14 protein-coding genes are annotated in these 19,463 nt (G+C 38.7%); 9 read left to right on the top strand and 5 right to left on the bottom strand.

Annotated elements, in window-relative coordinates:
• Nucleotides 1-9 precede the first annotated feature (9 nt).
• The 3 genes from ACPPVU_RS16615 (at nucleotide 10) to ACPPVU_RS16605 (ending at nucleotide 5,265) form a co-directional block, all read left to right on the top strand.
• The gene (locus tag ACPPVU_RS16615) at nucleotides 10-1,146 is read left to right on the top strand and encodes an efflux RND transporter periplasmic adaptor subunit (RefSeq protein ID WP_426667647.1); all 1,137 of its coding nucleotides are present in this window, start codon (nucleotides 10-12) and stop codon (nucleotides 1,144-1,146) included.
• Nucleotides 1,147-1,174: 28 nt separating this feature from the next.
• Nucleotides 1,175-4,354 carry an efflux RND transporter permease subunit gene (locus tag ACPPVU_RS16610; RefSeq protein WP_426667646.1) on the top strand — a complete coding sequence of 1,060 codons (3,180 nt, stop codon included), beginning with the start codon at nucleotides 1,175-1,177 and terminating at the stop codon, nucleotides 4,352-4,354.
• A gap of 344 nt (nucleotides 4,355-4,698) precedes the next feature.
• Nucleotides 4,699-5,265 (top strand): hypothetical protein, encoded by a 567-nt coding sequence (locus ACPPVU_RS16605; protein ID WP_426667645.1) that lies wholly within the window; start codon nucleotides 4,699-4,701, stop codon nucleotides 5,263-5,265.
• A 71-nt stretch (nucleotides 5,266-5,336) separates the two neighbouring features.
• Here ACPPVU_RS16605 and ACPPVU_RS16600 read toward each other — a convergent pair whose 3' ends face one another.
• Nucleotides 5,337-6,530: a pyridoxal phosphate-dependent aminotransferase gene (locus ACPPVU_RS16600; protein WP_426667644.1), complete on the bottom strand. Its 1,194-nt coding sequence runs from the start codon at nucleotides 6,528-6,530 to the stop codon at nucleotides 5,337-5,339.
• A 174-nt stretch (nucleotides 6,531-6,704) separates the two neighbouring features.
• On the opposite strand from ACPPVU_RS16600, the gene ACPPVU_RS16595 reads away from it, so the two are divergent.
• Genes ACPPVU_RS16595 through ACPPVU_RS16580 form a run of 4 tightly spaced genes read left to right on the top strand, consistent with a single transcriptional unit; the run spans nucleotide 6,705 to nucleotide 9,999 of the window.
• A complete protein-coding gene (locus ACPPVU_RS16595; RefSeq protein WP_426667643.1) occupies nucleotides 6,705-7,676 on the top strand; it encodes a cation diffusion facilitator family transporter in 972 nt (323 codons plus the stop codon).
• The gene (locus tag ACPPVU_RS16590) at nucleotides 7,676-8,116 is read left to right on the top strand and encodes an NUDIX domain-containing protein (protein WP_426667642.1); all 441 of its coding nucleotides are present in this window, start codon (nucleotides 7,676-7,678) and stop codon (nucleotides 8,114-8,116) included. Before ACPPVU_RS16595 ends, ACPPVU_RS16590 begins: the two co-directional genes overlap by 1 nt.
• Nucleotides 8,113-9,378, top strand: a complete 1,266-nt coding sequence (gene bioA, locus ACPPVU_RS16585; protein ID WP_426667641.1) for an adenosylmethionine--8-amino-7-oxononanoate transaminase — start codon at nucleotides 8,113-8,115, stop codon at nucleotides 9,376-9,378. Before ACPPVU_RS16590 ends, bioA begins: the two co-directional genes overlap by 4 nt.
• A 3-nt stretch (nucleotides 9,379-9,381) precedes the next feature.
• On the top strand, nucleotides 9,382-9,999 hold the full coding sequence (locus ACPPVU_RS16580; RefSeq protein ID WP_426667640.1) for a hypothetical protein: 618 nt from the start codon (nucleotides 9,382-9,384) through the stop codon (nucleotides 9,997-9,999).
• Between the two features lie 71 nt (nucleotides 10,000-10,070).
• On the opposite strand, the gene ACPPVU_RS16575 is transcribed toward ACPPVU_RS16580, so the two are convergent.
• The 3 genes from ACPPVU_RS16575 to ACPPVU_RS16565 all read right to left on the bottom strand — a co-directional run bounded on the left by ACPPVU_RS16575 (nucleotide 10,071) and on the right by ACPPVU_RS16565 (nucleotide 13,291).
• On the bottom strand, nucleotides 10,071-10,715 hold the full coding sequence (locus tag ACPPVU_RS16575) for a hypothetical protein (protein WP_426667639.1): 645 nt from the start codon (nucleotides 10,713-10,715) through the stop codon (nucleotides 10,071-10,073).
• A gap of 64 nt (nucleotides 10,716-10,779) precedes the next feature.
• Entirely contained in the window at nucleotides 10,780-12,882 is a 2,103-nt protein-coding gene (locus ACPPVU_RS16570) for a ComEC/Rec2 family competence protein (protein ID WP_426667638.1), read from the bottom strand.
• Between the two features lie 73 nt (nucleotides 12,883-12,955).
• Nucleotides 12,956-13,291, bottom strand: coding sequence for a MerR family transcriptional regulator (locus ACPPVU_RS16565; protein WP_426667637.1), 336 nt, complete (start codon nucleotides 13,289-13,291; stop codon nucleotides 12,956-12,958).
• 190 nt (nucleotides 13,292-13,481) lie between these two features.
• On the opposite strand from ACPPVU_RS16565, the gene alaS reads away from it, so the two are divergent.
• Nucleotides 13,482-16,424 carry an alanine--tRNA ligase gene (gene alaS, locus ACPPVU_RS16560; RefSeq protein WP_426667636.1) on the top strand — a complete coding sequence of 981 codons (2,943 nt, stop codon included), beginning with the start codon at nucleotides 13,482-13,484 and terminating at the stop codon, nucleotides 16,422-16,424.
• A gap of 66 nt (nucleotides 16,425-16,490) precedes the next feature.
• Here alaS and ACPPVU_RS16555 read toward each other — a convergent pair whose 3' ends face one another.
• On the bottom strand, nucleotides 16,491-17,675 hold the full coding sequence (locus tag ACPPVU_RS16555; RefSeq protein WP_426667635.1) for a M56 family metallopeptidase: 1,185 nt from the start codon (nucleotides 17,673-17,675) through the stop codon (nucleotides 16,491-16,493).
• Between the two features lie 266 nt (nucleotides 17,676-17,941).
• Here ACPPVU_RS16555 and gatB point away from each other — a divergent pair, with 266 nt between their 5' ends.
• Entirely contained in the window at nucleotides 17,942-19,411 is a 1,470-nt protein-coding gene (gene gatB / locus ACPPVU_RS16550; RefSeq protein WP_426667634.1) for an Asp-tRNA(Asn)/Glu-tRNA(Gln) amidotransferase subunit GatB, read from the top strand.
• Nucleotides 19,412-19,463 lie beyond the last annotated feature (52 nt).

The raw sequence follows: 19,463 nt of genomic DNA, 5'->3' as shown, positions 1-19,463 counted from the left end.
ATCACACTCATGAAGAATAAATACATATTTTGGATAGGCCCGGTAGCATTACTGGCATGGACATCATGCAGCAGGCCTGCAAAACAAAACGCTGCGTTGCCGCCAACTCCTGTAAGTGTTATTGAGGCAAAAAAAGCCGAGGCTATTTATTATGATCAATACCAGGGAACAGTTGTGGCATTAAATTCAGTTGAATTGCGCAGCCAGGTTTCGGGCTTTATTACCGGCATATTTTTTAAGGAAGGTGAAGTAGTGCCAAAGGGCAAGGAGTTGTATGAGATAGATCGTCGTAAATATATAGCAGCTTATGATCAGGCAGTAGCTAATGTTTCAAGTGCAGAGGCAAACCTTGTAAAAGCCCAAAAAGATGTAGATCGTTATACTTATCTGCAAAAGGAAGACGCAGTGGCTCGTCAGACTGTTGACCAGGCAGTTGCAGCTTATGAAACTAACAAAAGCCAGGTTGCAGTTGCAAAAGCAGGCGTTTTATCGGCAAAAACTGATTTGTCTTATTCTATTATAACAGCACCTTTTACCGGAAGAATAGGCATATCACAGGTAAAATTAGGTGCCCAGGTTAGTCCGGGTACGACATTGTTGAATACTATATCGAGTGAACATCCGATAGGAGTTGATGTTGTGATCAATGAGCAGGATATCGACCGGTTTTATAATTTGCAAAAGCGAGGTACAGACTCAACTTTTAAACTGCAGTTAACAGATGGTGCTACTACTTACAATAAACCAGGTAAAGTTTTGGCTATTGACCGTGGGGTAAATAATCAAACTGGTACTATTACAGTGAGGGTTCAATTTCCAAATGAAAGCAATATTCTAAAAGACGGGATGAGTTGTGTGGTAAAGGTGTTGAATGAACAATCGGGTAACAGGATCATCATTCCGACTAAAGCTGTAAGTGAGCAAATGGGCGAGAATTTTGTTTTTGTAAGCCTTGACACTATTGCAAAACAACATAAAGTAAAATTGGGGCCAATTATTGGTACTAATGTAGTGATCTTATCAGGTATAAATGAGGGAGATAAGGTGATAACAGATGGTTTCCAACGCTTACGCGATGGGGGTAAAATTGCCTTGGGTAATCCGGCGGCCCAACAAGCGCCCGGACAAGCAAAGCAGGGGAAATAACACAGGCTTTTTCTAAAAAATAAAAAGAATGATTGCAGATACCTTTATAAAAAGACCCGTCACAGCCATTGTTATTTCATTAGTAATAGTTGTAGTCGGTATATTAGCTATCAGTAGCCTTTCAATAGGGCAATATCCGGAGATAACACCACCAACAGTAAGTATAACCGGTACATATATTGGTGCCGATGCTCAAACTGTTGAACAAACTGTGGCAACTCCCATAGAAGTACAGGTTAACGGAACGCCAGGTATGACTTATTTGCAAAGTAATAGCACGAGCAATGGCCAGGTAACTATTACTGCAAATTTTGAGGTTGGCACAGATATTAATATAGCCACACTTGACGTTCAAAATCGTGTAAGTATTGCCACGCCAACTTTACCACAGGAAGTACAGCGATTAGGTATTATTACTCGCAAACGTAATCCAAGTATTTTGATGCTGGTGGCTATTTTTGCGCCAAAAGGATCACATAACGTCCCATTTTTAGATAATTATACCAATGTTTTTGTACGTGATGCCCTATTACGTGCTAAAGGTGTAGGTGATGTATTTACACGTGCTGATGATTTTAGTATGCGTATTTGGCTTAAACCTGATAAACTTGCGGCTTTGGGAATGACCGCAGCTGATGTAACCAATGCTATCCAGGAGCAGAATGCACAGGTGGCGGCTGGATCTGTCGGCTCAACACCCCAGGAAAAAACACAAAGTTTTGAATATTCCATATTGGCAAACGGAAGGTTAAGTAAACCGGAAGAATTTGCCAATATTATAGTAAGAACACAGCCTGGTACCGGTGCAATAGTACATTTAAAAGATGTTGCCCGTGTTGAATTAGGTAAATTCAACTATGCAGGTAATTCATTTGTTGATGGTAAAAGAGCATCCTACCTGTTAGTTTACCAGGCACCAAACAGTAATGCACTGGAAACTGCTGAAAACGTATATGCTACCATGAATGAACTTAAAAAAGCATTTCCGGTAGATGTGGATTATGTAGTTCCATTCGAGGCGGTGACGGTAGTAAAAGTATCTGTACATGAAGTTATAGTCACCCTTTTAATTGCGTTGGTACTGGTTATTATCGTAGTATTCCTGTTCCTGCAAAGCTGGCGTACAACGCTGATACCTGTACTGGCTATTCCCGTGTCTATTATAGGAACATTCATATTCTTTATACCGCTGCATTTTACTATTAACACTTTAACCTTATTTGGTTTCGTGCTTGCTATAGGTATAGTGGTGGATGATGCCATTGTGGTGGTTGAAGCAGTACAGCATTACATGGATGAGGATAATATGTCAGCGAAGGAAGCCACGAGCCATGCCATGGCAGATATATCGGCGCCGGTAATTGCAATCGCATTGATATTGGCTGCGGTGTTCGTACCTGTGGGCTTTATACCGGGCATAGTAGGGCGCCTTTATCAGCAATTCGCTATTACTATCGCCATATCGGTTCTGATTTCAGCTTTTGTGGCTTTATCATTAACACCTGCACTTTGTACATTATTGTTACGTCCTCATAAAATCGATAACAAATCCAAAGGCCTGAATTGGTTCTTCTTTAGATTTAATGAATGGTTTACCAGGGTAACGGGGAGATATAGAAATACAGTTGATAAGGGCATTAAAAACTCAAAATTCGTTATTATCTTATTAGTATGCATTATTGTAGGAGCTATACTGTTATTCAAACAAAAGCCAACGGGATTCATTCCCACTGAGGATGATGGACGTGTCTATGTAACTTATGACCTACCTGAAGCATCGTCAACACAAAGAAGTGTTACGCGGCTACGCGAAATGATGAAGACGCTTGATAGCATACCTGAAATAGCTCACTATGCTGCCTTAGGCGGATTGAATGCGGTGAGTTTTGCAAGTAAGTCTAACAGTGGTACCATATTTTGTCAGCTTAAACCATGGGATCAGCGTCCGGGAGCGGCACACCAGGTTTTTGCAGTGGTTGCTAAAATACAAAAAGCTTTCGCCAGGTATAAGGAAGCAAACGTGGTTGTAATTCCGCCACCGGCAATACCAGGCTTAGGTAGCACAGCAGGTTTCTCGTTCATATTAGAACAAAAACAGGCAGGAGGAGACATAGCTACTTTTGAAAAAGTACTCCAGAATTTTATTGCAGAAGTAAGCAAGAGAAAAGAAATTTCAAAAGCATTTTCATTTTTCACCGCACGTACTCCTGCATACCAGTTAACTATTGACCGCGAAAAGGCAAAAAAACTTGGTGTTCAGATATCAGATATAAATAATGCGCTTCAAACGTACATGGGAAGTACTTTCGTAAATGATTTTACCATTTATGGCAGAAATTTTCACGTAGTAGCACAAGCTGATACGAATTATCGTACCAACATTAAGGATTTGGGGCAGTATTTTGTCCGTAATAAGGCTGGCGGTATGGTGCCGTTAAGTACGCTTACATCCTATAAAATGATTCAAAATGCGCCTTTAATATCGCATTATAATTTGTTCCGTTCTGCTGAAATTGACGGAAACCCGGCCAAAGGGTTTAGCAGCGGTGATGCCATACGAGCCTTGCAGGAGGTAGCAGCAAAAACACTTCCCGAGGGATTTGGCTATGAGTTTTCCGGTTTAAGCCGCGAAGAGATATTATCGGGCTCAAAAACAGTTTACATCTTCATGTTATCAATTGGCTTCGTGTTTCTGTTTTTAGCAGCCTTATACGAAAGCTGGTCGGTACCATTCTCCGTATTATTAGCAGTACCCCTTGGTGCGTTTGGAGCGATATTGTTTTTGACGTTCAAACCTGGTCTTGATGATAATATTTATGCGCAGATCGGTTTGATCACGTTAATCGGTTTGGCAGCTAAAAATGCCATCCTGATTGTAGAGTTTGCTAAAGAACGTGTAGATAGGGGCATCCCATTGGAACACGCTACCCTGGAAGCAGTCCGTTTACGTTTACGACCGATTATCATGACCTCAATGGCTTTTATATTGGGTGTTGGACCTTTGCTGGTTGCAACAGGTGCAGGTGCAAATGCAAGACAAACAATAGGCTGGACGGTTTTTGGAGGCATGCTTGCCGCAACCTCGCTGGCTATATTTATAGTGCCCGTCCTGTTTTACCTGATCACAAAAGCCGCTTATGGTAAGAAAGCACTTGCTGAACTAGAGAAAAACTATAAACCTGATCCCGATCGCGATCATGAGGTATAAAAGAAGGCCCTGATGTCGGGGCCTTCTTTATGCAATCTTCATTGGCTCATCTTTGGTTATTCATAATAATGCCTTACAAACAGGCCGAAAATTTCCTTAAAAGCTACAAAATTGACTATTTGGGTCAGCTTTTAAGGAAATTTTAATAGCATATTTTCATAAAAATTCTCGCTCAGAATAGCCGGTTAAAAATTACTGACGGCCAATATTTTAGGCTGCTAACAAATGTTAATAATCCATGATAAAAGTGTTCTGTTAAATATATTGGGTTGTATAATGGCAAAATATTTGTTTAAGTGGGGATACATAAACCATTATTTGTTAACTAAAAGAACACAACAACAATGAAAAACACGAAAAAAATGATAGCTATTGCTGTAGCGGCCTTAGCTATATTGTTTACCACGAATGCAAAAGCACAAACTACTCCACCAAGTGCATGGCGCCTGGGAATCGGAATAGAAGGTGGTATTCCAACTGGAAATGCACATGATATCTCCAATTTCGAATTAGGCGGTACTGCACGCCTGCAATACGATGCAAGCAAAAATGTAGCCTTAATGCTTACATCTGGCTATTATAACTTCTTTGGGAAAAGTATTCCTGATTTGGGCGGTATAAAATATAAGTCATTAGGAATGATCCCCGTTAAAGCAGGCGTTAAAGCATTTTTTGCTCCAAATGTATATGTAAGCGGCGAAGCAGGAGCGGGATTTGAAACATCTGCATTTGGCGATTTTAGTGGTGATCGGACAGCTGGGTTAGAAAAGGACACTAAACTAATACTTTCTCCTGGTGTTGGCTATGCCTGTAAATCATGGGATGTAGGGGTACGATATGAAAACTATTCAGGTCAGGGTAATAGCTACGGGCTGGTAGGGTTGCGTATAGCTTATGGATTTGGTTTGTAAACAAATCTACTCTTATACTAAAAAGCCCTTCACGACTTTCGTGAAGGGCTTTTTAGTAATTAATGATTTTCTTATTTAAGTTTTCCTAAAGCTTCTTTAATGCGTTTCATGGCCTCTACCAGTTTATCTTCGGCTGCAGCGTATGATAAACGAATAGATTTGGTATCTCCGAATGAATCACCACCTACAGTAGCCACGTGCGCTTCTTCCAATAGGTAAATGCTTAATTCATCAGCATCATTGATAGTTTTGCCATTGTAGCTCTTCCCGAAGAATGAGGTCACATTAGGAAAAAAGTAAAATGCGCCATCTGGCAAGTTTACTTTTATACCATCAATTTCTTTTAACAGCCCATAAACAAGATCACGGCGTTTTCTGAATTGCTCACGCATCTTTAAAACACTTTCTAAACCGCCTTCACTTGCAGCAACGCCGGCTTTTTGAGTGATTGAACAAGTGCCAGAAGTGATCTGTCCCTGCATTTTGTCACATGCAGCGGCAATTTCTTTATTTGATGCTGTATAGCCAATTCTCCAACCTGTCATCGCAAAGGCTTTTGAGAAACCATTGATGATGATCACACGATCTTTAATGCTTTCAAACTGAGCTATTGATTCGTGTTTGTCTACAAAATTGATGTGCTCATAAATTTCGTCGGATAGGATATAAACATGAGGATGTTTTTCAAACACTTTTGCTAATCCTTCCAGTTCGCTTTTGCTGTAAACACTGCCAGTTGGATTACAAGGTGATGAAAACATGAACAATTTTGAATTTGGCGTAATAGCTGCCTCTAATTGTTCTGGTGTTATTTTAAAATCCTGCTCAACCGGTGCATTAACAAACACACTTTTACCTTCGGCTAATTTTACTACTTCTGAGTAAGAGACCCAGTATGGAGTAGGGATGATCACTTCTTCGCCAGGGTTTACAAGACACAGCACTGCATTAGCAATAGCTTGTTTTGCACCTGTAGATACTACGATCTGGCTGAAATCATAATCCAGGCCATTTTCATTTTTAAGCTTAGCAGAGATCGCCTTTCGTAATTCAGGATAACCTGATACGGGTGTGTAATAAGTGAAATTTTCATCCATGGCCTTTTTAGCCGCTTCCTTAACATATTCAGGAGTATGAAAATCGGGTTCGCCAAAACTTAGGCTGATCACGTCAACACCTTTTGCAGCAAGCTCACGGCCTAATTTGGCCATTTTAATGGTTGCTGACTCTGCAAGGTTGTTGATCCTGTTACTTAATGCGCTCATAATAAACTTTTTTTCTTATGGCGGCAAATATAGAAAATATGTGATAAGTCGTTAGTCTAAAGTTCAAAGTCTTAAGCCTTTAATTTTTTATACTGCTCGTAGTAAGATTTTAAATTTAATGGGGCAGCAGATACTCGTTGTTATTCATAAATTTGCCCGCAAATTCAGCATATTTTGAAGGAACAGAAAAGGATTATTTTAATATCGCTCATAACAGGCACAGTACTGATGATGGCGAAATTCGGGGCTTATTTTTTAACAGCATCAACTTTTGTATTAACAGACGCTGCAGAAAGTATCGTTAATGTGATCGCAAGTTCCTTCGCTTTTTTCAGCATCTACCTGGCTTCACAACCTCGCGACGAAAATCATCCGTATGGGCATGGTAAGGTGGAATACTTTTCGGTGTTTATTGAAGGCGCGCTGATTGGTATTGCTGCTATCACTATCATTATTAAGTCTGTTTATGGATTTTTTTATCCTACCTTGATACACGATCTGTTAACAGGTGCAATAATCATTGGCGTAACAGGTGTAATAAATGGCGCATTAGGATATTACATGATCCACAAGGGTAAAGCCTTACCTTCTATGACGGTTGAAGCTGATGGCCGGCATCTGTTGACGGATATGGTCACTAGTGTTGCATTGGTAGCGGGGTTACTACTTATTCATTTTACAAAAATACTCTGGCTGGATAGTGCTTTATCCATTCTGGTAGCCTTATATATATTATATAGCAGTTATAAACTGGTTCGCAGATCAGTTTCAGGCTTGATGGATGAAGCTGATTTTGATATGGTTACAAAAGTGGTCGCAGTATTAAATAAACAAAGGCGTGATCCCTGGATAGATATACATAACTTTCGTGCACAAAAATATGGCAATGATCTGCATATTGATTGCCATTTAACTCTGCCTAACTATTTCGATCTTAAACAGGTTCATAATGAAGTTAAATTGGTTGATGAATTAATTAACAGCAAAGTGACTAAAACGGAGTTGTTTATCCATACCGATCCGTGCGTGCCTCAATGCTGCTACTATTGCAGTATGCCTAATTGTCCTATAAGATCGGAACCTAAAAGAGAAGAAATAACCTGGACACTGCAAAAAGTTATCCGTAACAAAAAACACTATGAATAATGTATCAATTTAATGTTCGTGTATATGGTCTGTTGATCAATGACCGAAATGAAATATTGATAAGTGATGAACAGGAATATGGCATCCGGTTCGCAAAATTCCCTGGCGGCGGGCTGGAGTATGGGGAGGGGCTAATAGACGGCCTGAAGCGTGAATTTGTTGAAGAATGCAATACCGAAATTGAAGTGGTCAGCCATTTTTATACTACCGATTTTTATGTTAAATCAGCTTTTAATGATTCGCAGATCATCAGCGTATATTACCTGGTAAAAAATATCACGGCATTAAATCTTGTATTCAAAACATTACCGTTTGATTTTGACGGAGAAGGGGATGTGTTGCAATCTTTTAGATGGATAGATATGGCTAAGTTGCAGGAAAGTGATGTCACCTTCCCAATTGATCAACACGTTGTAAAACTTCTAACAAATAATATATGAGTCTTGTAGAAAGGGATCTGAAAGTTATATGGCATCCTTACACACAGATGAAAACTGCCTTGCCACCGATACCTATTGTAAGAGGTGAGGGAGCGTGCTTGTATGATGAAGATGGCAAATGTTATATTGATGCAGTATCATCCTGGTGGGTGAACATTCATGGGCATGCACATCCTTATATTGCACAGAAAGTAGCTGAGCAACTTATTAAACTGGAGCATGTTATTTTTGCAGGTTTTACGCACCCAACTGCAATTGAGCTGGCTGAGCGCTTGCTTAATATTCTTCCATCAAATCAACAAAAAGCATTTTATTCTGATAATGGTTCAACAGCAGTTGAAGTAGCTATTAAAATGTGTTTGCAATACTGGCATAACCAGGGCAAGCAACGCACTAAAATTCTGGCTTTTAAAAATGCCTATCATGGCGATACTTTTGGAGCGATGGCTGTTAGTGGCCGAAGCGCATTTACTGCCGCATTTGATAGCTTGTTATTTGAAGTAGAGTTTATTGATCTGCCTGATCCATCAAACATAGAGAATCTCAAATCTCAAATCTCAAATCTCAAATCCGAATTAGCCTGTTTTATTTTTGAACCTTTGGTACAAGGCGCTGCAGGAATGCTGATGTATGAGGCTGAATATCTTGATCAACTAATGTCTCATTGCCGGAAGGAAGAGGTGTTGCTCATTGCCGATGAGGTATTTACCGGATTCGGACGCACAGGAAAGCCATTTGCTTGTGATCATGTGTCAACACCACCGGATATCATGTGTTTCTCAAAAGGTTTAACAGGTGGCACTATGGCATTTGGGTTAACTACTTGTACACAACAAATATTTGATGCCTTTTTATCAGATGACCGTTTAAAAACCTTATTTCATGGTCATTCTTATACCGCTAACCCTGTGGCTTGTTCAGCGGGACTTGCGAGCTTAGACTTATTTTTGGAGCCTTCTACAAAAGAAAACATCAACCGGATAGCAACTGGGCATCGTCAATTTGCGTTAAAAATAAAAGATCATCCGCGTATCAGAACAACGCGACAAACTGGTACCATACTTGCGATGGAGTGGGAAACAGCTTCTGACACCTCATATTTTAGCACACTTCGGGATACACTTTATAAGTATTTCCTTGATGCAGGGGTAATTCTGCGTCCGTTAGGAAATATCGTATACATTTTACCCCCTTATTGCATTACTGACGAACAGCTGAGTTATATTTACAGCAAAATTGAAAGTGCACTTGACGAAGTATAATCTATGGAATTCAATAAACTACTGTCTACTATAATTAATAATAATAAGCTGCACGCGCGCTGGTTAAATACCCTGTCGTTAATGGAAAATACTGGTGCGCGTAAGATATCTGCAAGTGAAGACCCGGAAACCGTCACCTATATTATTTTAAAACATGCTGCAGAAGAACATCGCCATGCTTTCTACCTGAAAAAACAAATAGAAAAGATCAAATCAGAGAATTGCCCAACCTACGCTAACGATTATTTAATAGCTCATAAAAGCAGTAAATATTACCTTAATCAATTAGATGTGGATGTCTGCAGATATCTAAAAAAGGAATTGGGTCTGAAAGGTAAAGAATTGCGCTTTGCCGCTTATTTACTTGTGACCTATGCTATCGAAGTACGTGCTGATGAACTTTACCCTATTTATCAGGATGAATTAGAGAAAGCATCGAGCAATGTAAACGTTAAATCCATTATTTTGGAAGAAGAAGGGCATCTGGAAGAAATGATCAACCAGTTAAAGAGCTTTTCACCAAATTGGGAGTTTCATGCAAACAAAGCCGTTGAGATGGAAAGCCTGTTATTTATACAATGGGTAGATCAGTTGAACAACGAGATTGGCGAATTAAACTGAAGCATAACATATATAAATTAGAAAAGGCTTCCTGATTGTCAGGAAGCCTTTTCTAATTTAATGTCATACTATTAACGACCTCCTGACATTGCTGCCAGATCGTCTTTGCTGATTTTATCAAAATCTGCCGGAATACCGAAAGTTCCTGCCGGTGCTTTTTGATCAGTAACACTTGAAACTGTGATTTCAGTGCTCTGTCCCTGTTGGAATGAAGTGTACTGTACAGGGAATCCGCCAATAGCTTTGTAATACTCCGGTATGGCTGTTGGAGGTACAGTAATGTCGTTGGTTACCCAGATATCATAGGTTTTTTTGTCTTTAGTATCTGTTGCAACTACTTTTTTGCAATTGAAACCCGAAATTTGTTTGGTTTCGGTACCTGGCGCAAAAGTAAAGCTTGGAAGAGAGCTCATAACCTGCTCAACTTCATCAGGTGTATAAATAGCCGCTTTCTTTATAGAGGCTACCGGTACGTCTACTAATATTGCAAAAGATTTATGATTTGCGTCTGATAATAGTTTGATGGTAGCCGGACCAGCTGTAAATGTCGCAGCAGCAGAATCGGCTGTAAAATATTCTTTAATTTCAACATCTTGTCCACGCATACTTGTTTTATAAGTAACTACACCTTCTGTGTAGGTTTTTTGTGCACTGGCACTCATAATGGTTGCTGATAAAACAATACCGAGCGCAATACTTAATAATTTAACTTTCATAGTTTGTTTTTTATTAATACAATTTAGATACTAATTGCCTTAGATGCAAATAATTTATTATTTCTTAATTAGACGTAATAATCAACGATTTGTTACCCGGCAATGTTTTATAATTGACATACATCACACTGGCCTGGTTTTCGAGCCTGGCGATCAGCTTGTTGGAGTTATTATTATCAATGATCAATAATTTGTAGTCATAATATTTATTTAAAAAATCGATATTTGTATCAGGATTATCGGTAATGAACAGGTAATCAAGTTTTATTTTTTCCGGCAATGCGGCTTTCGGTAATTGTTTATCGAATATCAACAGCTTTTTATTTCTGAACTGAACCAGGTTGCCCCTTTTTATCAGAAAAGATAAGCTGAGGTTACTCTTCTGGCTTACTTTGTAAATAGTATTAATACTGCAGCTATCAAGATAAGGCTGAATAGAGTATCGGTAGGCTTTATCACTATCTGCCAAATCTGATAGTACAACTGCCTGTTCTCCTGTTTTAAATATAATTCCGGTATGTTTTTTTAAATTGAGGAATACAATATTATCTGATTGTAAGCTATCCCATTTTGCATAACTGATGCCTATCGACAATAACAGTGTAAAGGTTAAACTCAATTTGATGAGCCATGCTTTTTGCTCATACAAGAAATAAAATACGCTGATAATGATACCATAGAGCAATAAATACTCAAAATTGGTGATCCATATTTTACTAATCCCTGAATAAGGAAAATGTTCTATCAGTGACAATACTTTGTTCATTATCAGGATAGACTTTTCCAATATCCATCCCAATGCCGAAGAAACAAAAGGAATATCTGGCAGCAACAAATAACCAATACCTGCATACATGATGATAGCTGAAGGAACGATAATAAACAAATTGCTGATCAAAAAATAAACAGGGAATTGATGAAAATAAAATACGCTTAAAGGGAAAGTGATAACTTGTGCCGCAATAGATACAGAACACAAGGCCCATAATTTATCGCCCCATTTATTTTCAATATTAATCCATTTATAAACTATTGGCTGTAATATAATTAAGCCTGCTACAGCAAGATAAGATAACTGGAAACCCACATCAGTTATAAAATATGGATCGTAAAGAAGTAAGAAGAAAGCTGAGATAGCCAGTATATTTAATGTATTGATGTACTTGCTATATGTTTTGCCGATGATGACCATTGAGATCATTACCGCAGCACGGCAAACAGCAGGAGAGAAGCCAGTAAGCAAAGAGTAATACCAGATAATTAGAATGATCAGGATGGCTTTGATCGTTTTACCATACCTGAATCTATCCATGAAACTCAATATCAAACTGAGCAGAATAAATAAGATCGCTACATGGGCACCGGAAACAGAAAGAACATGGATGGTGCCTGTTTTAGAATAAGCCTGTAATACATCATTGCTCAGATCTGCTTTATATCCTAATATCAGTGTGGACGCTACTGCAATAGCCTCCGAATCATGCATGTGCCGTTTGAGTTTTTCAACTAGCTGTTGCCTCAGCCTGAGTGAATAGGCAATAATTGGATTGCCGGCATTCCTGCTCAACACATAGAACTGGTGATGTCTCAGAAATTCCTGGTAGTGGATGTTCTGGTTGGCCAGGTATTTTTTATAATTAAACTCAGCAGGATTAAATGGCGGATCAATTGCTTGATAGGAGGCAGGAATCAATAATTCATCGCCGTAATAGAGCGTTTTAGCAGTACTATCCTTTATCGTGATGAGTAAATTGCCGTTGGATGGAATAGGTTTATGGATGAATACATTTGCTTCAATAGAAGCAGTAAATCTTAACAGGTCGCCTGATAATTTAGGCTCGTTGCTGATCTTTACCACCAGGTAATCGGCTTTAGATTTTGAGAAATGATCCTTATTGTTTAACTCATTATAATTTATCGTGACCACCCAACCAAGTAGAAGTAAAATAGTATGCATCAATACACCGCCCAGCCATTTAAATTTATATAAGCCTAGCCGTTTATAAGCCAGGTTCAATACAATAAAAACAAATACTAAGCTGTAAAAGGCAATTTCAACGAATAAAATAAGCGGGAATACCGGAAAATAAATGCCCAGACCAATTCCGGCCAGAAAGGGAAGAAGTAAGACAACAAAAGGAATTTCGCCTTTATGTTCGGCAATCATAGCAATTACTTACAGGTTCAGGTCCGGCACTAACCGTACATTTCTGAAAATAAAGATATGTTTTTTATGGAAATTATAGCTGTTCGCGTACCTCGAGCAGGAATCTTTTTATACTTTCCAAAGAATCGATCACGCGTTGGCTTTCTCTTGAAGCATCTATATTTTTCTTCAAATGCTCCCTGGCGCCATTAATAGTATAGCCTTTATCTCTTATCAAATGGAAAATAATGCGCAGATGCTCGATATCTTCGGGAGTGAAATAACGGTTGCCCTTTTTATTTTTTTTAGGCTGTAGTACATCAAATTCTTTTTCGTAAAACCGTATGAGTGACTGATTTACATCAAAAATCGCAGCCACTTCACCCATGGTGTAGTACATTTTACTAATCTCGTGCTCTTTATAAGGCATATTTCAAAAGTAATTATCGATTGATTGTTTAACGAAGAAATCGTTAATAAAGTTCTGCAAAAATTAAAAGTGTGGAAAAGTTTTGGTGTTACTAACGGCTATAATCCACTCATTTACATGGATAACTTGTTTGTTTTGCTGTTTTCGCACTTTGAGACGAATAATTAACTTTGCACTCTATTTTTATTCCATGACTTCTACAGAGATACGCCAGGCTTTTCTTGATTTTTTTGCTTCAAAGGGACATGTAATTGTGCCTTCAGCCCCTATTGTGATTAAGAACGATCCTACACTTATGTTCACCAATGCAGGGATGAACCAGTTTAAAGATATCTTTTTGGGTGAAGCGCCTGCAAAATACCCACGCGTGGCTGATACACAACGCTGTTTACGTGTATCCGGCAAGCATAATGATTTAGAAGAGGTTGGTATCGATACTTATCACCATACCATGTTCGAGATGCTGGGCAACTGGAGTTTTGGTGATTACTTTAAAAAAGAAGCCATTGCCTGGAGTTGGGAACTGCTGACCGAGGCTTATAAAATAGATAAAGACCGCATTTATGTTACCATTTTTGAAGGTGACGAAAAGGAAGGTTTACCAAAAGATCAGGATGCATACGACTTCTGGAAGCTATACATTGCTGAAGACCGTATCCTGATGGGCAACAAAAAAGATAACTTTTGGGAAATGGGCGAAACTGGCCCATGCGGTCCCTGCTCAGAGATACATTATGATAGTCGCCCGGATATCGACCGCCAAAAAGTTGATGGCAAAACATTGGTCAATGCCGATGATCCTTTAGTGATTGAGATATGGAACAATGTATTCATGCAGTTTAATCGCCTGAAAGACGGATCACTGCAACCATTGCCTGCCAAGCACGTGGATACCGGGATGGGCTTTGAGCGTTTGGTAAGGGTGTTGCAGAATAAAACATCAAATTACGATACTGATGTTTTTCAGCCGATGATCCAATTCATTGCTGAAAAAAGCGGTAAAAAATATAAAAGCGATGCAAACCCTGGCGAAGACAGTTGGAATGATGCTGTAGCCATGCGTGTAATGGCTGATCATATCCGCGCTATCAGTTTTGCTATTTCAGATGGCCAACTACCATCTAATAACAAAGCAGGTTATGTTATCCGTCGCATTTTACGCAGAGCGGTTCGCTATTCTTATCAGTATTTGGGATTCAAGGAACCTTTTCTAAATCAGTTAGTTCCTTTATTGGCTAATCAGTTTAAGGGTGTTTTTGATGAATTGTATTCTCAGAAGGATTTTGTGCAGAAAGTGGTTTTGGAAGAAGAGAATGCATTTCTAAGAACATTAGGGAACGGTATAAATATATTAACGGGATATATAGACTACATTAACGAGATTCGAGACTTCTTGGATAAGCAATACGAACTTCCTTGGGAAAATATAAAAACTATTGATGTTGTAAATTATGGGACCGACTCGGGGGATAAGACATCAAAGCAAACTTACCATACTGCCGACTACTTGATAAACACGAATTTTGTAGTTTTAAATTTAGCCCAGTTTATTTCAAGTTATATTGATAAACCAATAAATGGAGGTTTTTCTATTCAAGAATTAGAACGTGTCATAAACGATAAAACTGATTATCATGACGCATATAATGCATTGAAAAATTATATAGATAAAAATCATCCTAAACAACTACCTGCCGAGATTGCATTCGAATTATCTGATACATATGGGTTTCCTATTGATTTAACTGAATTAATGGCTAGAGAAAGAGAGTGGTCAGTTGATTTAACGGGTTATGAAAAAGCTCTTCAAGCTCAAAAATCCCGCTCCCGCGCAGCCACTGCTATTGATACAGGTGATTGGATCACCTTAAAAGAAGACGATGCTGTTGAATTTACCGGCTATGATGAAACAGAAACCATTGCCCACATCATAAAATACCGTAAAGTAACCGCAAAGGGAAAAGAGCAATACCAGATCGTATTAGATAAAACACCTTTTTATGCTGAAAGCGGCGGACAGGTAGGGGATACCGGCGAATTGGTTTTCCCGGATGGAGAAGTAATCAACGTAACCGATACCAAAAAGGAGAATGGCTTGTTCGTTCATTTTGTTGACAAATTGCCTTCAGAAGAAGCGATTGATGATGCGTTGACTGCTATTGTTGATCCACAAAGGCGTGCCAGCATCATGAATAACCATTCGGCTACCCATTTGCTGCATGCTGCTTTGAAACAGGTATTGGGTAGTCATGTAAATCAAAAGGGTTCATTAGTGAATGACGAATATCTGCGGTTCGACTTTTCGCATTTTGCTAAAGTAAGTGATGATGAGTTGGCACAAATCGAGGCAATTGTCAATCAAAAGGTGCGCGAAAATATTCCGCTTAAGGAAGAACGAAATGTAAAATATAACTTAGCCATTAATAGTGGCGTAACTGCGCTTTTCGGTGAAAAATATGGCGACTATGTGCGGGTGATCACTTTTGACGATAATTTCTCAAAAGAGCTTTGCGGGGGTACTCATGTAAAAGCAACAGGCTATATCGGTTATTTTAAGATTATTGCTGAAAGTGCTGTTGCTGCCGGTGTGCGTCGTATTGAAGCCATCACCGGTATCACTGCCGAGAATTATATCAATGAGCAAAGCAAACTGATCCATCAGCTAAAAGAACTCCTTAAAAATCCGAAAAATATCGGTAAGAGCGTTGAGACTTTGCTGGATGAAAATAACAAGCTGAAAAAAGAGATTGAAAAATCGATACTTGAAAAATCATCAGGTCTGAAAAATGATCTGGCTAAAAAGGCTCAGAATATCAACGGAATTAACTTTATAGCTGAAAAGGTAGCCTTGCCTAATGCAGATGCGGTAAAGAATCTGGCTTATCAGTTAAAAGATATAGTATCTGATCTTTTCCTGGTACTGGCAGCCGATTTCGACGGGAAGCCAAATCTTACGGTGATGATCTCCGAAAATCTGGTAAAAGATAAAGGCTTGAACGCAGGCAATATTGTACGCGACCTGGCGAAAGAAATCCAGGGCGGCGGTGGTGGTCAGCCGTTTTTTGCTACAGCTGGCGGTAAAGATATTAGCGGGTTAGATAAAGCTCTGGAAAAAGCGAAAAGTTTTATTTAAGACCAATGAAATATATTAAAGCCTGTCTTATCCTGAAAATGAGACAGGCTTTTTAATGTTATATGGTTATGCCTTCAGTGTAAAAGAAATTGGCATAGTATAGGCCACCCTGACTTTTTGATTTTTTTGCATACCGGGTACCCATTTTGGCGACATACCCAGGACACGTGCAGCTTCTTTGCCCGAACCATAACCTGGCTCTTTAAGTATTTTAATATTGCTTAACGAGCCATCCTCTTCTACTATGAAGCTTATGAAGACTTTACCCTCAATTTTTTTCTGACGCATTTCTGCAGGGTATTTGATATTTGTTCTTAAAAACGCGTAAAACTTATCCGTTCCACCCGGAAAAGAAGGTACTTTATCTACAGCAGTGTAGACCTTTCCCTGTTTGTTTTGCGGAAATTCATTGTTCGCTAAAACGCCTGAAGTTTTACTATTTACCGTTGCTGAGGATAAAATAATCATCAACATAAATAATGGTGCTGCAAGTAAATATTTTAACAATACGTTTTTTGGTGACTTATTTTTCTGGATCATCATAATTCGTTGTTTTAATAGATTTTGATTAAAAAATGTGTTAACTAGATTATTTATTGGTGTTTCAAACGTTTGACTAAGTAATAGAAGCGCATAATCCTTTTTACTGTTGGCAGATTTTAATGCGCCTTCATCGGCAATAAATTCATGTACATTTTTCAACTCTTTCCTGAAAAGATACACAGCTGGGTTAAACCAGTTAAAAATTATCACAATCTCCATCAATATAATATCAGCAGAGTGCCACTGGGCAGCATGTATCTTTTCGTGCTCGTAAATGAGCTTGTCTGTTGATTTGTTGCCCAGGTATATTTTTTTGAAAAATGAATAAGATGATGAAGTATCAGAAGAAACTATCATCCGCCTGACAGCCAACAACCTCATGAGCAGGATAGCAGAGAGAATGGCTACGCCAGCCAGGTATACCAATAATACTATAGTACTAAATGTTATATGATTCCCGGCAGCAGGGGAATTTGCAAATATGGTAATAGGCTCAGCCTGGAAGGTGTATTTTAGTTGTCGGGTAATATTTAACTGCTCTGCCCAGCCTGTTTGGATTATTGGTAAAATAAAAGAGGCTGCAAGTGAGCATAATAAATAGGCCCTGTTTAACTGGAAAAATGTTTCTTTCTTCAGAAATATAACATAGAATCCAAGCAATACAATTATGCATAGATTAACCATTATGATATACTGTGCCATGTTCATATTTGTGGTTGGTTTATAATTAACTTTTTAGTTACCCAAAGCTAAATAATGTATCTCAAATTATCAACTAAAATATTAGTTTAAATGTATCTCTTTTTCAAAATGGCCTTTTAAACAGTTTAAAGGAATAAATAGGAGTGATGGGCTTTAATTTTTCTAAATTAGTTGTATGTTATTACAAGATAGACTTTATAGCCTGTGTATTTGGTAGTTTTATTATATTTGGCACCTGCTTGGCTCGTAGCAGCCGAAGTATATAATAAAATATGACAATTCTATCCGGGAAGATGAAAGATAAATATGAGCTTGTTGTTGGTCTGGAAGTGCACGCGCAATTATCTACATTAAGCAAAGCCTTTTCATCAGATTCGGCCGCTTTTGGCGCCGGACCGAATGAGCATATCAGCGCTGTGTCATTAGGGCATCCCGGTACTTTACCATATATTAATAAGCGTATGGTAGAGTACGCTGTAAAAATGGGCCTGGCCTGTAATTGCAGTATCAACTTGCATAACACCTTCGCACGTAAGAATTATTTTTATGCGGATTTGCCCAAAGGCTACCAGATCACACAAGATCAAGCGCCTATATGTTTGGGAGGATATGTTTTGGTGCGATTGGCTGACGGTACACAAAAGAATATAGCTATTCACCATATTCATATGGAAGATGATGCCGGTAAAAGTATGCACGACCAGCATCGTGCAGATTCGCTCATCGACCTGAACAGGGCAGGAGTGCCATTGATCGAGATCGTATCTGAACCGGATATGCGCAGCAGTGAAGAAGCCGGTCAATACTTAACTGAAATACGTAAGTTGCTACGTTATCTGGATATCTGCGATGGTAACATGGAGGAAGGCAGCATGCGTTGCGATGCCAATATTTCGGTACGACTTAAGGGGGCAACCGAATTCGGAAATCGTTGCGAGGTGAAAAACCTTAATTCTATCCGTAACGTACAGCGAGCTATAGACCATGAGTTTGAACGGCAGGTTAACATTATAGAAAATGGTGGTCATATAGACCAAAATACTTTAAATTTTAATGCTGACACCGGTGAGACGTCAGTTTTAAGATCAAAGGAAATGGCTAATGATTATCGCTATTTTCCTGAGCCAGACCTTCAGCCATTATTTTTGAATAAAGAATATGTTAACGGTATACGTGAAAGCCTTCCCGTATTGCCCAACGAACTTTATAATAAATACACTGAAAAATTAGGCTTACCTGTTAATGATGCTTTAGTTATAACAGCTGACAGAGAATTTGCCCTATATTTTGAGGAGCTGATAAAATACACCAGTAACTATAAAGCAGCCGCCAACTGGATGATGGGTACAGTAAAATCATACCTGAATGAAAATGGCATAGAAATTACAAAGTTCGCTATTAAACCCGCTAATTTAGCCGGACTAATAGACTTGGTGGATAAAGGTAAGATCAACAATTCTGTAGCTGCTCAAAAATTGTTCCCGGCCTTAATAAATGACCCGGCAAAATCACCGGAGCAATTAGCTAAAGAATTGAATTTGTTGATCAATGCTGATGCAGATGACGTTTACCAGTTTATAAATGAAGCCATCGCCAAGTTTCCGGATAAGGTAGTGGAATACCAGAAAGGTAAAAAAGGCGTTTTGGGTTTGTTTATGGGCGAAATAATGAAACGCTCAAAAGGCAGGATAGACCCGCAAAAAACCAATCAGTTATTAATTAAAGAATTAGAATCTAAATAAGTTAGATATGAGATTTTAGATGTGAGATATGAGAAAAAACAAAATTAACTCT

Origin of the sequence: Mucilaginibacter sp. McL0603, from assembly GCF_049992945.1 — a bacterium.
In the GTDB taxonomy this organism is placed as follows: domain Bacteria; phylum Bacteroidota; class Bacteroidia; order Sphingobacteriales; family Sphingobacteriaceae; genus Mucilaginibacter.
The sequence above is the reverse complement of the archived record's forward strand: the minus strand, read 5'-3'. Positions and strand labels throughout refer to the sequence as shown.

Bases quoted from the DNA above. Each gene is read 5' to 3' on its own strand.
- ACPPVU_RS16615 (WP_426667647.1), top strand. From the start codon at position 10: ATGAAGAATAAATACATATTTTGGATAGGCCCGGTAGCATTACTGGCA.
- ACPPVU_RS16610 (WP_426667646.1), top strand. From the start codon at position 1,175: ATGATTGCAGATACCTTTATAAAAAGACCCGTCACAGCCATTGTTATT.
- ACPPVU_RS16605 (WP_426667645.1), top strand. From the start codon at position 4,699: ATGAAAAACACGAAAAAAATGATAGCTATTGCTGTAGCGGCCTTAGCT.
- ACPPVU_RS16600 (WP_426667644.1), bottom strand. From the start codon at position 6,530: ATGAGCGCATTAAGTAACAGGATCAACAACCTTGCAGAGTCAGCAACC.
- ACPPVU_RS16590 (WP_426667642.1), top strand. From the start codon at position 7,676: ATGTATCAATTTAATGTTCGTGTATATGGTCTGTTGATCAATGACCGA.
- bioA (WP_426667641.1), top strand. From the start codon at position 8,113: ATGAGTCTTGTAGAAAGGGATCTGAAAGTTATATGGCATCCTTACACA.
- ACPPVU_RS16580 (WP_426667640.1), top strand. From the start codon at position 9,382: ATGGAATTCAATAAACTACTGTCTACTATAATTAATAATAATAAGCTG.
- ACPPVU_RS16575 (WP_426667639.1), bottom strand. From the start codon at position 10,715: ATGAAAGTTAAATTATTAAGTATTGCGCTCGGTATTGTTTTATCAGCA.
- ACPPVU_RS16570 (WP_426667638.1), bottom strand. From the start codon at position 12,882: ATGATTGCCGAACATAAAGGCGAAATTCCTTTTGTTGTCTTACTTCTT.
- ACPPVU_RS16565 (WP_426667637.1), bottom strand. From the start codon at position 13,291: ATGCCTTATAAAGAGCACGAGATTAGTAAAATGTACTACACCATGGGT.
- alaS (WP_426667636.1), top strand. From the start codon at position 13,482: ATGACTTCTACAGAGATACGCCAGGCTTTTCTTGATTTTTTTGCTTCA.
- ACPPVU_RS16555 (WP_426667635.1), bottom strand. From the start codon at position 17,675: ATGAACATGGCACAGTATATCATAATGGTTAATCTATGCATAATTGTA.
- gatB (WP_426667634.1), top strand. From the start codon at position 17,942: ATGACAATTCTATCCGGGAAGATGAAAGATAAATATGAGCTTGTTGTT.